Here is a 14,667-nt window from a genome sequence, read left to right as displayed (position 1 = left end):
ATCAGAAGGACCGTGAGGCCGCTCAAAAGAAAAACGCCGTGAAGAGAGCGATCCCTTCACGGCGAATTCGGCATTTGCCCAGATAAAACCTGCCAAAATAAACCTGTCCCTAAATGGCAGGTAGGATGTCACACAGATTGTCGATGACAACGTCGGCGGCAGACTGGTCCAGGTTGACGCCCTCGTGCGGACGCAGCGCCAGGACGCGGGCGCCAGAGCGCTTGCCAGCCTCGATGCCCAGAGGCGAATCCTCGATAACCAGGCACTCGGCAGGCTCCACCCCCAGCGCCTCCATAGCACGCTGGTAGATCTCGGGGTCGGGCTTAAACGCACTGCACTCGTGACCGCTGATGGTGTAGTCCAGCACGTCGGCGATGCCGGCAATCTCCACCAGCTCGTCGATCAGCTCGCGATAGGACGAGCTCGCGATGGCACACTTCACGCCGCGCTCATGCAGCTCACGCATCACCGGCTCCGTCTGCTCGTTGAGAAGCTCGGCATACGGAACGGGGTGGTGCGGGCTGTAGACCTGCTTGTACTCCACGCGCAGGCGCTCACGCAGCTCAACATCGTCGGGTACCAGCGACTTCCAAATGGCCGGCTCGTTAGACCCCGAAAGGTCGGGGATCTCGTCAAAGTGGAACCCCTTCTCTTCCATAAACGCCACGCGGCGACGGTTGTAGAACCACTCGGTATCGACCAGCACGCCGTCCATGTCAAACAGCACTGCCTTGATCATACGCTCCTCCTTCCACCTGCCAAAAAGGGACAGGTTTATTTTGGTAGGTTTTATCTGGGGTTTGCGGCGCGACAAACACGCCCCCCAAAGCAAAAAAGGGGACGGGGCGAAAACCCCATCCCCTCTCAATCAACCCGTAAGGTCTACTTACTTGTGATTAGTAGGAAAGCTTCCACATGTAGCGACGCATGGTCAGCGGATGCTGACGGGCCTCGGCGATCTGGTTGCCGTACTCACGCATAACGGCGAGGTGCAGCAGCGGGTTGAAGTAGGTGACAACGCTCGCGGGCACGGCGTCAGCCAGGCCGTAGTCCTTGGAGTCGATCACAGCGACCTTGGCGCCCATGCGCTTAAGGAAGGTGAGGGCGCGGGCGTCCATCGGACGGGTAGCGCCATCGGACATGAAGAAGACGTAGGGCTTACCCTCGGTGGAAACCTCGAACGGGCCATGGAAGTACTCACCGGTGTTGTAGGCAGCGGCGTCGATCCACTGCATCTCGGTGAACAGGAAGGCGGCGTGAGAATAAGCCATCTTCTCGGAGGCACCGGAAGCCATGAAGTAGATCATCTTGTCGTCCTTGAAGTCCTGAGCGAACTGCTTGGCAAGACCCTTGGCGGACTGAGCGGCGTTCTCGCAGAGCTCGAAGACGTTGGTGAGGCCGGTGATCATGTCCTCGTAGTGGTCATAGCCCTCGGTCTGCTGAAGGATCTCGAGAGCAAGAGCGATGGCGTAGCCGGGCTTCTCGCACTTGGCAGCGTAGTTGGCGTGGAAGCCGTGGATGATGACGTGGTCGGCGTCGACGGTCAGAGCGGAGCCGGCCTTGTTGGTGAGGGAGACGACCGGGCAGTTGTGCTTCTTGGCGGTCTTGTTGGCCTCGACGGTCTCGGGCGTGGAGCCACCGAGGGAGCAGGTGATCACGAAGGTGTGCTCGTTGACCCAGGAAGGCGTGTCGTAGTTGAACTCGTTTGCGGTGAAGATCTGAACGTTCAGCTTGTCCGTGTTGTTGGCCAGGAAGTACTTGGCGGGGTAAAGGTCGGACATGGAAGCGCCGCAGCCAACGAAGGCGACGCTGTGGATCTCGTGGTTGGACAGGACGTCAGCGACGATCTGCTTAGGGAGGTTAAGGTCGATCTCGTACATCTGACACATTCCTTTCGATTTTTGCGACGCCACTTTGCCGGACGTGCGCAGGGCTACCGTGATTTGGACCGAGTCGCCGGCCCATTGAAGATGTGACATAGGGACTGTCCCTTTGACACAATTTAGGGATAGGAGCCTGCCTGGGGTATGGGATGCCAGGCAGGCTCCCCGGGAAAAACGGTTAGACGCTTGGGCGCGACTAGGCCAGGATGCCGACCGCGGAGAGGGCGATGCCGCCCACGATGGCGATCACAAGAAGCCAACCGGTGTTGACGTTCTTCTTGATGAGCCAGTACATAAGGCCGGTGAGGCCAAGGGAAATCATCTGGGGCATCATGCCGTCCAGGATGTCCTGGATCACGACGGTGCCGTCAGCGAACTGCAGCGGGGTGGTGGCGCCGATCAGCGTAGCGATCATGCCGCCCACGGACATAAGACCCACGATGCCGCAGACATACATGAGCTTCTCCATGAGGTCGCCGCCCTGAAGCTTGCTCAGGTACTCGTGGCCGCCCTGATAGCCCATCTTGGCTGCGAACCAAGTGATCAGCACGGAAGGCACGATGGAGATGAGCATGGCCAGGATCGGGCCCATGATGGAGCCCTGCTGAGCCAGCTGAACGCCCAGACCAAAGGCGATAACGCGGATGGTGCCCTGGAAGAAGGAGTCACCAATACCGGAAAGCGGGCCCATGAGGGAGGTCTTGACCGCGTTGATCGAATCGGGATCGAAGTTCTCGGGATCCTTGGCGTACTCCTCCTCCATGGAGGCGGCGAGGCCCAGGACGAAAGCGCTCGTCTGCGGAGTGCAGTTGTAGAACGCCATGTGACGGCGGTAAGCCTCTTTCTTGGCAGCGAGCTGCTTGGGGTCGGACTCATCCGGATAGAGGCGATCGAGCGTGGGAACCATGCCATAGAGGAAGCCCATGTTCATCTGACGCTCGTAGTTCCAAGAGGCCTGGATGGCCCAGGAGCGCCAGAAGAACTGGCTGACCTTCTTGTTCAGGGACACGTCCTTGGTTGCGGTTGCCATAGTGTGTTCCTCCTTAGTCTTCGTCGTCTTCGAGCGGATCGTAGTCGGAATCGACACCGGCGGCTACATGGGAACCGTTGAACTTGAAGCCCATGAAGACGACAGCCAGGCACACACCGATCAGAGCGACCGCGATGACGGACAGGTTGAGGTAAGCGGCGAGCAGGAAGCCGATGAACAGGAACGGAGTCATACCCTTCTTGATCATCATGGTGAGCAGCAGGGCCAAGCCGTAGGCGGTCATGATCTTGGTCGAAACGTTAAGACCAGTGGACAGCCACTCGGGGACCATGTTGACGATGGCCTGAACCAGGTCGGTGCCAACAAAGACGGCGAGGAAGATCGGCAGGAAGTACATGACGGCGTACAGACCAGTGCCGACGCAGATGTGCATACGGTAGGCAGTCTTGAACTTTCCGTTATCGATCGCGCTATCTGCCACATGGGTGAGGGCGGCGATGATGGAACGGAACACGATGCCGAGGAGCTGACCCAGGACGGCGACCGGGATGGCGATCGTCATGGCGGTCTCGGCGGAAGCATCGGTCAGGCACGCAAAGGCAGCGGCCACGATGCCGCCCAGGACCATATCGGGCGGAACGGCAGCACCGACCTGCACCAGGCCCATGGACACGAGCTCGACGGCGGCACCGACGGCAAGGCCGGTGGGCACATCGCCCAGCAGCAGACCGACGAGCGTAGCGCCAACGAGGGGCTGCTCGAAGTTAAGACGACCGAGCAGGCGGGAGTCCCACATGCAGAACACGCCGACGAGGCCGACGAGCACCGCACTGATGAACGTATTCATACCCTTCTCCTTTCAGTCAGGCAAAAGCCTGGTTGACTACAGCTTGGCGTCGATGTCGACGCTCTGATACGTGGGGGTCTGCTGGACATAGAGCTTGATGCCCATGTCGAGCAGCTGGTTGATGTCGGCCTTCTGCGTGGCGTCGAAGAAGACGGAGCTGTCCTTGCCGCCGACCTGATCGGCACCGTCGTGGTTGGCGGTAGCGCCCAGGTTGATGGCGTCGAGCTTGTAGCCCTGGCAGAACTGCAGCATCTCGGCAGTGTTGCCAAAGACGAACATGACGCGCTCGCCGAGGGTGTTGAGCTTGTCCATCTTGGCGAGGGCACGCTCGACGGTGAAGACGTTCAGGCGCACGCCCTGGGGCTTGGCCAGCTTAAGAGCGCCCTTCTTGATGTCATCGTTGGCGGCAGCGTTGTCGACGACGATGATGCGCTCAGCCTGAACCTTGGTGGTCCAGGTAAAGACGACCTGACCGTGCAGCAGACGGTAGTCAAGACGTGCGAGGACGATCTTGGCGGGACCGGAGCTGTGACGGGACGCCTTGGCCTTCTTGGCGGGAGCCGCGACGGCCTCGACCGGTGCGTTGGGGTTGGTCAGACCAGTGCGGGCCTCGTTGATGAGGGCCGCGAGCTCGGTGCCCTTGACGGGGGCGGGGCTCATAGCGAGCGTGAGCGCCAGCGGGATGTTGAAACCGCTGACAACCGTGAACTTCGTGCCGTTCTTGGAAAGCTCGACCATGCTGTTGTTGACCGAGCTGCCGAGCATATCGGTCAGCACATAGACGGTGTCGTCCGCGTTGAACGTGGCGATCATGGCGTCCACCTTATTGGTGATGGGCTCCTTGTCGTCACGAGCAAGCGACACGACGTGGACGTTCGACACGTCGCCGAGAACCATCTCGAGCGTGTCTTTGGCGCCTGCGGCCAGGCCGCCATGAGATGCGAGAATGATCTGATTCATCTTGCCTCCTCCTTCTCGTTATGGTCATTATAACGTCTTATACGCTACTTATATTGATAATTAGTATAAAGACCGTTCGCGGTTAAAAATCGACCGTTTACGGGTTTAACGTACTCGAAACGTTGGGGCTGGATAAGCGGACACTGGCTGGATAACCCCAGGTCGGATGCCGCACGCAATTCCCTATCGCACGAAGTACCAGGGACTTTCCTGTACGGTGGGCTCCAGCGCGATGCCGGTGCGTTCCTTAAACAGATCCATGTCCTGCGATTTCTCCGTCCACCACGCGTTGGGCTTAAAGGTCATGCTCTCAATGACATGGCCGACAAACACACTGTTGCGCAGCTTGGAAAAGTCGGTATTCATGATCAGGATGGACGCGAGCACCAGCACGATGCCCAGGACCTTGATCGCGCCGGCGGGCTCGGCGTAGACACCAATGCCCAGCAGTACGGTGACAACTGTCTCGAATGACATTACGACGGGAACTTTCGACGTCTCGAGCCCCATGGACAGACCCTGCATATATAAGATGTAAGCCACGGCTGTGGGGATGAGTCCAAAGCCAAGGAACAGCAGCAGCAGCTGTGGCGACATTGCCGCGGCGACATCCGGCCACGGAGCCGCGATAGCTGCCATAACCGCACCGCCAAAAACAAAGCCCCAAAACGTGACAGCCAGCGGGTGGACCGTCTTGGTTGCTATTCGGCTAAACACCGCGAGCGACGCACCACAAAGGCCTGCAATCACACCCGACGTGACGCCCCAAACCGAAAAATGAAAACCGGAAAGGTCGCCATTGGTCACTGCAAGTACACAGCCAACGATGTTAAAGACAATGGCAACGAGCTTGTTAGGGGTCACGTCCTCGCGATAAAGCATGCGGCCGAGCATGACGCCAAACACCGGCGAGGTGTAGAGCAGCACCGAGGCCGTGGACATGCCCACCTCGCCCATGCACTCGTAATAGCAGGTGTTGGCGGCGGCCAAACCGACGATACCGACAAGCGCGCAGGGAACAAGCTCTTTAGGGCTTGCCTTGAACAGGGCCAGCGGACCCTGAGCCACGGTAGACCCCTCACCCGGGCGGCAGCCCATAAACATCAGGACCGGCGCCAAGATAAGCGCTCCGACCAACAAGCGAAAGGCAGCCATGCTCTGGGACGAAACGCCCATGGCCGAGATGCCGTTTACAAAGATTCCGATGCTGCCCCACATAAGCGCGGCGATCAGCACCAGCACATAGCCCAGATTGCTTTTCTTCAACGCAGCCTCCTCGGTATTGTTTCCAATATGTTTCATACTACGTTATAGTCGTTATATACATTTTTCAAGCCACAAATCGCCGAACGGAAAAATCTGCTCCCCCACATACTCATTGGGGACGTACTTAAATGACTAGTCATTCAGGAACGTCCCCAATGACTAGTCGTTTAAGTACGTCCCCAATGACTACCCAACGACTAGGACTGTCCCCAACTGCCGGCAGAAAGGGAACGTCCTCAACTGCCACATCTGAACCAAGGCGACGCCGATGCTTTGGCAACGTCAGCGAAAACCCGCCAGAGCGAGCAAGGTGCCTTGAAGCGAAGCGGCATTGACCTTCTGGTCATGCCGCCGAAGTTGAAAGGCAGATTGCCGCTCTGGCGGGTTTGCATCGTCGAGCCGTTACGCGGTTTGGCAAAACCGCGTAACTCCTAGTAGTCGAGCTTCCACATGTAGCGGCGCGTCATATAGTCCTTGTGGGTGACGGCAGAGAGTGCACGCATGTACACGTTGTTGAGGATCGGTGCGAAGATCAGGTGGTTGAAGTATTCGCTCACGCTGTCCTTGATGTCGTTGAGGCCGAGCTCCTTGGCGTCGAGCTGATAGACGCGCTCGCCACCGTACTGGTTGACGAAGCGGATGCCGCGCTCGTCGTTGCAGCGGCTGCGGCCGACGCTGATGAGCTGGAACAGCGAGGTGCGCTTGTCCAGGATCTCGAAGGGGCCATGGAAGAAGTCGCAGGTGTTGATGGTGCAGGAGTCGATCTGTAGCATCTCCTGCACGTTGCAGATGCTAAAGACGTAGGCAGCGCCAAAGAGCGGACCCTGAGCCATCACGTTGATGCAGGGCTTGTCGGCGTTCTGCTCGGCCCACTTGGCAGCAAGCGGACGGGTGTACTCGACGGCCTTGCGATAGATGGGGTCGACCAAGTCAAAGGCGGCCATGGCGGTCTCGTACTCGGCATAGCCCTCGGTCTGCTGCGTGAGCTCCATGGCGATCATGGTCACGACGGCGGAGTTGGTGCGGCCCATGCAGGACTCGTCGACGGCCAGGCTGTCGTACTGGATCTTGTAGTCGCAGACCTCGGTGAGGGCGGATTCGTCAACATAGATGGCGATGGTGCTGGCGCCGTGGTCCTTGGCGACCTGGGCGGCGACGATAGTCTCCTTGGTGCCGCGCATGGACACGACGACGGCCAAGGTGTTCTCGTTAACGTAGGCAGGGGTGGCGTGCACGAACTCGTTGCTGGTGTAGCTGGAGCTCACGACCTGCGTGGCCTCGTGCTCCATAAAGTACTGGGCAGGATAGTTACCGCCGTTGGATCCGCCGGCGCCGATCCACACGACGCGCTTGATGCCGCCCTTGTCTGCCTTGTCGGCCAAAACCTGGGAGACGACATCCTTAACCTGTTCCTGAGTGGTCATCGTGCATCAGCCTTTCTTCTCGTTTGATGCTCATCACAGGCATACAAGTTACATACATGTTTTGGTTATGTCGACTAGTTGTATGCTATATTTGTCTTAGAAATTTTGCTGCTGCGGTTTTCGGTAGCTCGATACCAGCGGTTTTATTGTTGTGTTGAATACATGCTTGCTTAGGTAAGCATACAGGTTAGATATAGGTTGGCAATATGGGCGTCACATCTAAAAAGAAACTGACCCAATACGAGCGCTTGGCGGGCACGCTGCGCGATCGCATCGCTGCCGGCACGTATGCGCGCGGAGACAAGCTGCCGTCCGAGATGGAACTCATGGACGAATCGGGGCTGTCACGCAGCACCGTACGCCACGCCCTTAAGGTGCTCGTTGATGAGGGCCTGGTGCGCACCGAGCGCGGGCGTGGCGCCTTTGTGGCCGACACGCCCGCGCTCCACGAGAACAACCTGGTGTTTTCGAGCTATACCAAGCAGGTCGAAGGCCAGGGCATGAAGCCCACCACGCGCACCGTGGACTCGGGCTTTGCCAAGGCGGCCGGCAGCATAGCTAAGTTCTTTGACGCCGCCGTGGGCAGCAAGCTCGTCAAACTTGTCCGCCTGCGCTACCTGGACGACGCGCCGCTGTGCCTGGAGACCACCTACCTGCCGCCAAGCTTCGAGACGCTCATCGATCGCGATATCAACGGTTCGCTCTACGCCACGCTGCGACAGGAGTTCCATCGCGCACCGGCACAGGGGCATAAGACCTTTGAGGTGTGCTACGCCTCGCAAAACGAGGCGTTTTTGCTCAACGTTGAGCGCGGGCAGGCGCTGATCCTGATCACCGACTACGTCTACGACACCGACGGCCGACCGCTCCATGTCTCCAAGCGCATCCAACGCACCGACCGCGCCAAATACATCGAACCCATCGGCTAACCTGCCAAAATAAACCTGTCCCTAAATGGTAGGTTTGGGAAGGTCGGGGAACCAGGTTGGTTTGGGTTGGTTGGGCGTGCGCTCGGCTAGGACCAGCTCCATCCAACACATGTCGTACCAGCGACCGAACTTTTGGGCGCAGCGGTCGAAGGCACCCACCAGGCGATATCCCATATGGGCATGGAAATCCTGGCTGTTGTGCGTCAGGTACTCGTCGTCCTTGTCGTGCGGCACGGCGATGAGCGCGCACATGTTGGTGATGCCCATCGCAATCAGGCATTGCTTGAGCGCATCGTGCAGCTTGCGGCCCAGCCCGCCGTGGCGCACATCGCGCGCCAGGTAGATCGACGTCTCGACCGACCAGTCGTATGCCTCGCGGCTGTTGAGCGGGCTCACATAGGCATAGCCTACCGGACGCCCGTCCAGCTCCATCACCAAATACGGGTAGCGCTTGAGCGTACGCTCGATACGCCCGGCGAACTCCTCAACGCTCGGAACCTCGTATTCGCAGGTAATCGCCGTCTGGCGCACATACGGCTCATAGATGGCAAGCAACGCCGGCGCATCGTCGGGCGTCGCCAGGCGAATCGTCGGCTCGGACATTTCGGTCATACAACCCTTCCCCCTCAAAAACAAAGGCTGCCCTGCGCCAAGCTCAGGCGCAGGGCAGCCCCTTGTCACTACATCAGGCTACAGGACAGCCGCCAACGCGTCGATGTCCTCCTGCGTCGTGGCCCAGCTGGTGCAAAAGCGCACCACCGTGTGGGTCTCGTCGTACTTTTCCCAGTACTCAATCGAGGCATGCTCGCGAATGCGGGCCATGTCCTCGTTGGGCAGAATCACAAACTGCTGGTTGGTCGGCGTCTCCAAAAAGAACTGGTAGCCGCGCTCGTGCAGCACGCGACGAAGCGCCTGAGCCGTCTCGATCGCCTGGCGACCAATCTCAAAATACAGGCCGTCGGTAAAGAGCGCCTCAAACTGCACACCCGTCAGGCGGCCTTTGGCAAGCAGCGCGCCATGCTGCTTGATACGCGGAATGGGATGCGCCGGGGCGTGCATACCGCAGAACACCACAGCCTCTCCGCAGAGCGCGCCGCACTTGGTACCGCCGATGTAGAACACATCGCACAGCTGCGCCAGCTCGGGCAGGGTAATGTCGCACTCATCGGCCGCCAGCGCATAGGCCAGGCGAGCACCGTCCACAAACAGCGGAATCTCGCGCTTCTGGCACACTGCGTGAATCGCCGCGAGCTCGGCCTTGGAGTACAGCGTGCCGTACTCGGTCGATAGACTCACGTACACGGCACCCGGAAACACCGTGTGCTCGTAGCTCTCGTTTTCGTAGAACACCTGGATATAGTTCTCAAGGTCCTCGGCGTGCATCTTGCCCTCGTAGCCGGGGATGGTGAGCACCTTGTGGCCGCCAAACTCGATGGCGCCCGCCTCGTGGCAGGCGACGTGGCCGGTCTCGGCAGCAACGACGCCCTCGTACGGCGCGAGCAGCATGTCGATCACCGTCGCGTTGGCCTGCGTGCCGCCCACCAGAAAAAACACGTCGGCATCGGGGGCCTGACAGGCCTCGCGGATAAGCTGCTTGGCACGCTCGGTATGTGCATCGGTACCGTATCCGGGCTGCGGCTCCATATTGGTGTCGACGAGCGCCTGCAGCACCGCCGGGTGTGCGCCGTGGGAATAATCGTTGTTAAACGCGAGCATGGCAATCCTCTCTTACCGGGTATCGGCCAGATGATTCAAACGGAGCTATTGTACGCCGCTGGGATAGGCAATGCGCGCGGCAAGGCACTCAAGTGCCAGCACCAGAGCAAAACCGCAGCTCACATCACTCAAAAAGTGCGCTCCGACCACGATGCGGCCAAACGCGACGAACGCCACAACCACAGCCGCCGTCCAAAAGACCACACGACGGCGCGACGGCTTTTCCTTAAAGGCCGCCGCGGGAAGCCCGGCGAGCATGAGGCCAATCGCCGCGTGCGCCGCGTGTCCGCTCGCAAACGACTTAAAGCCGTCCTTGACTACACCGGCGGCAATATAGGCCCGCTTGTCGGGGTTGCCGATCACCCACCACGGCTGAAACTCGAGCCCCGGCGTCACCTCGACCACGCGCATGCGCGGGCGCGACCACAGCGGCTTGACGATCACGTTGAGGATGATGGCCTGAGCGACCCACACGGCAAGCACCATGAGCGCCCAGCGTGTGAGCTCGTCGGGCTCGGTCGTGCGCGTGAGGCGATAGACGATAAGGTTGGCGACGATGGCCAGCACAAACGTCAGCACCAACTGAGCCACGATGAGTTTGCCGCCAACCCTCAGGGACGAAACGATCTCGTAGCCGGTCAGGCCAACATTGACGAGGATGCCGAGCACGGCGAGCCATTTGCTCCCCCTGGAGTCGGGACGCACCGCGCGCACGAGCATAACGCCCGCGACGCTCGCCGTCAGCTCAAACGGCAGCTCGCCGGTCGCCTCGATAAAGCGGCCGTACATACTGCCGATGTTGAACAGCGAGCTCGAGATCTGATAATCGAAGAAACTGCCCACGCCCAGGCAGAGGGCAAGGATAGCCGCGATAGCAGCGGCATCTTTCTTATAGATGTACCCGAACATGCTTTCCTTTCGATGGAACCAGATTGCCCAAATGGGGCGTTTACGGCGTCGACCCGTTAGTCATCGTCGGACGTGCCCAGCTGCTGCAGCAGCATGAGTGCCGCGGCCACGGGGCCGGTGCCGTCGTTGGCGTCGAGACCGCGACCCAGGCCGCTGCCCGCGCCGGCGCCCGCCTTGTAGGGCACCGACAGTTTGCGGCTCTTGGGGAAGTTTACCGCTCCATAGCGGGTCTTAAGCTCATAGGCCACCTTCTTGGGAACGTCGACGCCCAAAAACGTGATGCGACCGCCGCTGAGCGTAACGCTCTCGAGCCCCAGGCGCTCGCCGCGAATGCGGATTCGCGCGCGATTGAACAGGTTGAGTCCCGCCAACGGCAGCTCGCCATGCGCGGCCTCGGTCTCTTCCTGCACCTCGTCGATGCTCTCCAGGTCCTCGGCCGCCGCAAGCTTACGGTATACGAGCACGCGCTGATCCACCGCCGGCAGGTACTCCTCGGACAAGAAGTAGTCGGCCGGCAGGTTAATACCCACGCTCGCCGCCTCCACACCGGCATCGTCGTCGCCGCGCGCCTCGGCCACGGCCTGACCCAGCATCTGCGTAAACAGGTCAAAGCCCACGCTCGACAGATTGCCGTGCTGCTCGGCGCCCATGAGCGAGCCGGCGCCGCGGATCTCCAGGTCGCGCATGGCGATACGCATGCCGCTGCCCAGGTCCTGGAACTCGGAGAGTGCGGTCAGGCGTGCCGTAGCCTCCTCGGTGAGCGGCAGCTCGCCCGGGAACATAAAGTACGCGTAGGCTTGCGTGGCAGAACGGCCCACGCGGCCCTTGAGCTGGTAGAGCTGCGCCAGACCCAAGCGCTGCGAATCCTCGATGATGAGCGTGTTGGCGGTCGCGTTGTCGATGCCGCTCTCCACGATGGTCGTGGCGATGAGCACGTCGATCTTTTTGGTCGCGAACTCGATCATCACGTCCTCGACCTCGCGCGGGCTCATCTTGCCGTGCGCCACGCCCACGCGCGCCTCGGGCGCGGCCTCGTGCACGCGTGCCACAGCGTCGTCGATGGTCTTGACGCGGTTGGACACGTAGTACACCTGGCCGCCGCGGCCCACCTCCAGGCGAATCGCCGCGCTCACCACGTCGGGGTCGTACTCCCCCACGTGCACGATCACGGGGCGGCGCCCGGTCGGTGGCGTGGTGATCAGGCTCATGTCGCGCACGCCGCTCGTGGCCATCTGCATGGTTCGCGGAATAGGCGTTGCCGAAAGCGTGAGCACGTCAATCTGCTCGCGCAGGTTCTTGAGCTGTTCCTTGTGCTGCACGCCAAAGCGCTGCTCCTCGTCGATGATCACCAAACCCAGGTTCTTGGGGTTCACATCGGCCGAAAGCAGGCGGTGCGTGCCGATGAGCACGTCGATCGTGCCCTCGGCAAACGCCTTGAGCGCACGCTTCTGCTGCGCCGGCGTGCGAAAGCGGCTGAGCACCTCGACCTCGAGGCCAAACGGGGCAAAGCGCTCAAAGAAGGTCTCGTAGTGCTGTTGGGCCAGAATGGTCGTGGGGCAGAGCACCATGACCTGACGGCCGGAGTCCACGCACTTAAACGCCGCGCGCAGGGCGACCTCGGTCTTGCCAAAGCCCACGTCGCCGCAAAGCAGGCGGTCCATGGGCTTGGGCGCCTCCATGTCGGCCTTAATATCGGCGATAGCCTCCAGCTGGTCGCGCGTCTCGTCGTAAGGAAAGCTCTCCTCCATCTCGATCTGCTCGGGCGTATCGGGCGGGCAGGCGATACCGGTAATCGAAGAACGGCGCGTATACAGATCGACCAGGTCAAACGCCAGCTTTTTGGCGTTCTTGCGCGCCTTGTTGGTGGCACGCGTCCAGTCGGCGGTGTTGAGCCTAGTCAGGCGCGGCTTGTCGCCGTCGGGACCAACATAGCGCGTGATGCGGTCGACCTGCTCGAGCGGCACGTAGAGCTTGTCGCCGTCGGCATATTCCAGCAAAAAGTAGTCGCGCTCCTTGCCGCCCACTTCCTGGCGCGCGATCTCGCTAAAGAGCGCGATGCCGTGGGTAGCGTGCACCACGTAGTCGCCCGGCTTAAACGGAAACGTGATCTGCGTAATGTCCACCTTGCGACGGCTGCGCACGCGGTTGGCGTCCATGCGGGCATTGAGATCGGCGATCGAGAACACGGCTAGGTTGGCATCGGGCACCACCACGCCCTGCGGCAGGGCGGCATCCACAAAGGTCACGCGTCCGCGCGAGATGGTGGGTACGGCAGCACCGGCGGCAGCCTGGGCGGCGCCCGCCTCGAGCGAGCGGGCGTTGAGCGCGTCGGCCTTGCGCTCGCGGATCGAGGCATGGGCCTCCTGGCGGACAGCACGGTCGGCAGAATCTGCCGCTGCCACGCGTACGCGCTCGCCAATAACGCCGGCATTTTCGGGGGCGGCCGTCAGCGACTCCTCAAAGGTAATGCCCTCGTCGCCAAAGGTGAGCTCCATCGACTCGCGCGCTCCGCGGTCGGGAATGGCAAACACGCAGGCATAGCGCTTGCCCACGACTTCCTGAACGCGCGTCATAAAGCGGTTGTCCGAGCCCGCGATAGCCGGCTGCTCAATCTTGAGCTCTGCCGTAACCGCACCGCCGGCGCGGATCAGGCTCACGTAGTTCAGGCGCTGCTGAGCACCAAAGTCGAGCTGCTGGGCGCGCACGTACAGGCCGTCCAAGCGGTCAATCCCCGCCTCGCCGGCGCGCGCCTCGATATCCTCGTAGGCACGCAGGCAGTCGTCGAACAGCGAGCGCGGCTCGGACAGAACCACAAGCGCCTTGCCGCTCACGTGCGCCAACGGGCTCACGGTCTGGCCGTACATCACCGGCAAAAAGCGGTCGAGCTCGGGTGTAACAATGCGTGCATCCACCATCTCGAGCAGCGCCGCCAGCTTGCTGTCGTCCTGGCTTGCGCGGTAGAGCGCCACGTGCATGTTGTGAACGGCATCGTCGGTAAGCGCCAGCTCACGGCAGGGGAAAATCTCGATGCTGTCCTCGTTGCCGATGGTTTGGCCCGTGGAGCTCACCATACGGCGAATGCGATCAATTTCGTCGCCAAAGAACTCAATGCGCACGGGTGCTTTCTCTTGTGCGGGGAATACCTCGACGGTGTCGCCGTGCACGCGGAACAGGCCGGGTGCGTCGGCGGCGCCGGCATTGGTGTAGCCCATGCCCACCAAGCGCTGCGGCACCTCGTCAAAAGGAATCTCCTCGCCCACCGCAAAAGTAGTGGACTCCCAGTAGCGGCTCTCGACCGGCGGCACGCAACGCAGCAGCGCGCGGGCCGAGGCAACCATGATGCAGTTGTCCCCGCGCACGATGCGCCCCAGAGCCTCGCAGCGCTGCGCCACCACGGCATCGTCGGGCGCCTGCTCGCGCCACGGATAGTCCTTGCGCTCGGGAAAGCGGCACACGTGCGCCAGGCCCACGTAGGCGGCCAGGCTGCGCGCGGCGCGATCGGCCGCGTCCTCGCCGCTCACAATGTAGACCGTAGGGCGCGGGCGGCGCGCAAACTGAGCAGCCGCCATAAGCGTGCGGCCCGACTGCGACACGGCCAGCGTCACATCCTCGCCGGCGTCGAGCCCGGCCTCGACGGTCTGCAAGGCCTCGGCAGTGTAGAGCTGCGCGGCTATACGGTGAATGAGCATGCTGTTCCTCCGGCATCGCAACGCCAAAAGCCCGCCGGGGCAAGCTCGGCGGG

General features: G+C 61.2%; 12 protein-coding genes. 1 reads left to right on the top strand and 11 read right to left on the bottom strand.

The window, feature by feature from the left end; genetic code table 11:
- Positions 1 to 109 precede the first annotated feature (109 nt).
- The 7 genes from ACQRC0_RS07150 to ACQRC0_RS07120 form a co-directional block, all read right to left on the bottom strand.
- Entirely contained in the window at positions 110 to 739 is a 630-nt protein-coding gene (locus ACQRC0_RS07150; RefSeq protein ID WP_427728927.1) for an HAD family hydrolase, read from the bottom strand.
- A gap of 157 nt (positions 740 to 896) precedes the next feature.
- Positions 897 to 1,880 carry an SIS domain-containing protein gene (locus ACQRC0_RS07145; protein ID WP_427728925.1) on the bottom strand — a complete coding sequence of 328 codons (984 nt, stop codon included), beginning with the start codon at positions 1,878 to 1,880 and terminating at the stop codon, positions 897 to 899.
- A gap of 199 nt (positions 1,881 to 2,079) precedes the next feature.
- Positions 2,080 to 2,913, bottom strand: coding sequence for a PTS system mannose/fructose/sorbose family transporter subunit IID (locus ACQRC0_RS07140; RefSeq protein ID WP_427728924.1), 834 nt, complete (start codon positions 2,911 to 2,913; stop codon positions 2,080 to 2,082).
- Positions 2,914 to 2,926: 13 nt separating this feature from the next.
- Positions 2,927 to 3,721, bottom strand: coding sequence for a PTS mannose/fructose/sorbose/N-acetylgalactosamine transporter subunit IIC (locus tag ACQRC0_RS07135; RefSeq protein ID WP_427728922.1), 795 nt, complete (start codon positions 3,719 to 3,721; stop codon positions 2,927 to 2,929).
- 36 nt (positions 3,722 to 3,757) lie between these two features.
- A complete protein-coding gene (locus ACQRC0_RS07130) occupies positions 3,758 to 4,681 on the bottom strand; it encodes a PTS mannose/fructose/sorbose transporter subunit IIAB (RefSeq protein WP_154518543.1) in 924 nt (307 codons plus the stop codon).
- 183 nt (positions 4,682 to 4,864) lie between these two features.
- Positions 4,865 to 5,947, bottom strand: coding sequence for a DMT family transporter (locus tag ACQRC0_RS07125; protein WP_427728920.1), 1,083 nt, complete (start codon positions 5,945 to 5,947; stop codon positions 4,865 to 4,867).
- A gap of 431 nt (positions 5,948 to 6,378) precedes the next feature.
- A complete protein-coding gene (locus tag ACQRC0_RS07120) occupies positions 6,379 to 7,371 on the bottom strand; it encodes an SIS domain-containing protein (RefSeq protein ID WP_117648180.1) in 993 nt (330 codons plus the stop codon).
- Positions 7,372 to 7,577: 206 nt separating this feature from the next.
- Between ACQRC0_RS07120 and ACQRC0_RS07115 the strand changes: the two genes are divergently transcribed.
- Positions 7,578 to 8,300 carry a GntR family transcriptional regulator gene (locus tag ACQRC0_RS07115; RefSeq protein WP_154518535.1) on the top strand — a complete coding sequence of 241 codons (723 nt, stop codon included), beginning with the start codon at positions 7,578 to 7,580 and terminating at the stop codon, positions 8,298 to 8,300.
- 21 nt (positions 8,301 to 8,321) lie between these two features.
- On the opposite strand, the gene ACQRC0_RS07110 is transcribed toward ACQRC0_RS07115, so the two are convergent.
- From ACQRC0_RS07110 to mfd, 4 genes are all read right to left on the bottom strand, one after another.
- Complete coding sequence (locus ACQRC0_RS07110; protein WP_118238204.1) at positions 8,322 to 8,912, bottom strand: GNAT family N-acetyltransferase; 591 nt, start codon at positions 8,910 to 8,912, stop codon at positions 8,322 to 8,324.
- A 78-nt stretch (positions 8,913 to 8,990) separates the two neighbouring features.
- Positions 8,991 to 10,016, bottom strand: coding sequence for a threonine aldolase family protein (locus tag ACQRC0_RS07105; RefSeq protein ID WP_118271027.1), 1,026 nt, complete (start codon positions 10,014 to 10,016; stop codon positions 8,991 to 8,993).
- A gap of 45 nt (positions 10,017 to 10,061) precedes the next feature.
- Positions 10,062 to 10,925, bottom strand: coding sequence for a phosphatase PAP2 family protein (locus tag ACQRC0_RS07100; protein ID WP_427728917.1), 864 nt, complete (start codon positions 10,923 to 10,925; stop codon positions 10,062 to 10,064).
- A gap of 56 nt (positions 10,926 to 10,981) precedes the next feature.
- A complete protein-coding gene (gene mfd / locus ACQRC0_RS07095) occupies positions 10,982 to 14,614 on the bottom strand; it encodes a transcription-repair coupling factor (protein ID WP_427728916.1) in 3,633 nt (1,210 codons plus the stop codon).
- Between the last annotated feature and the right edge of the window lie 53 nt (positions 14,615 to 14,667).

This window comes from Collinsella sp. SGI.033 (assembly GCF_050315135.1).
In the GTDB taxonomy this organism is placed as follows: Bacteria; Actinomycetota; Coriobacteriia; order Coriobacteriales; family Coriobacteriaceae; genus Collinsella.
The sequence above is the reverse complement of the archived record's forward strand: the minus strand, read 5'-3'. Positions and strand labels throughout refer to the sequence as shown.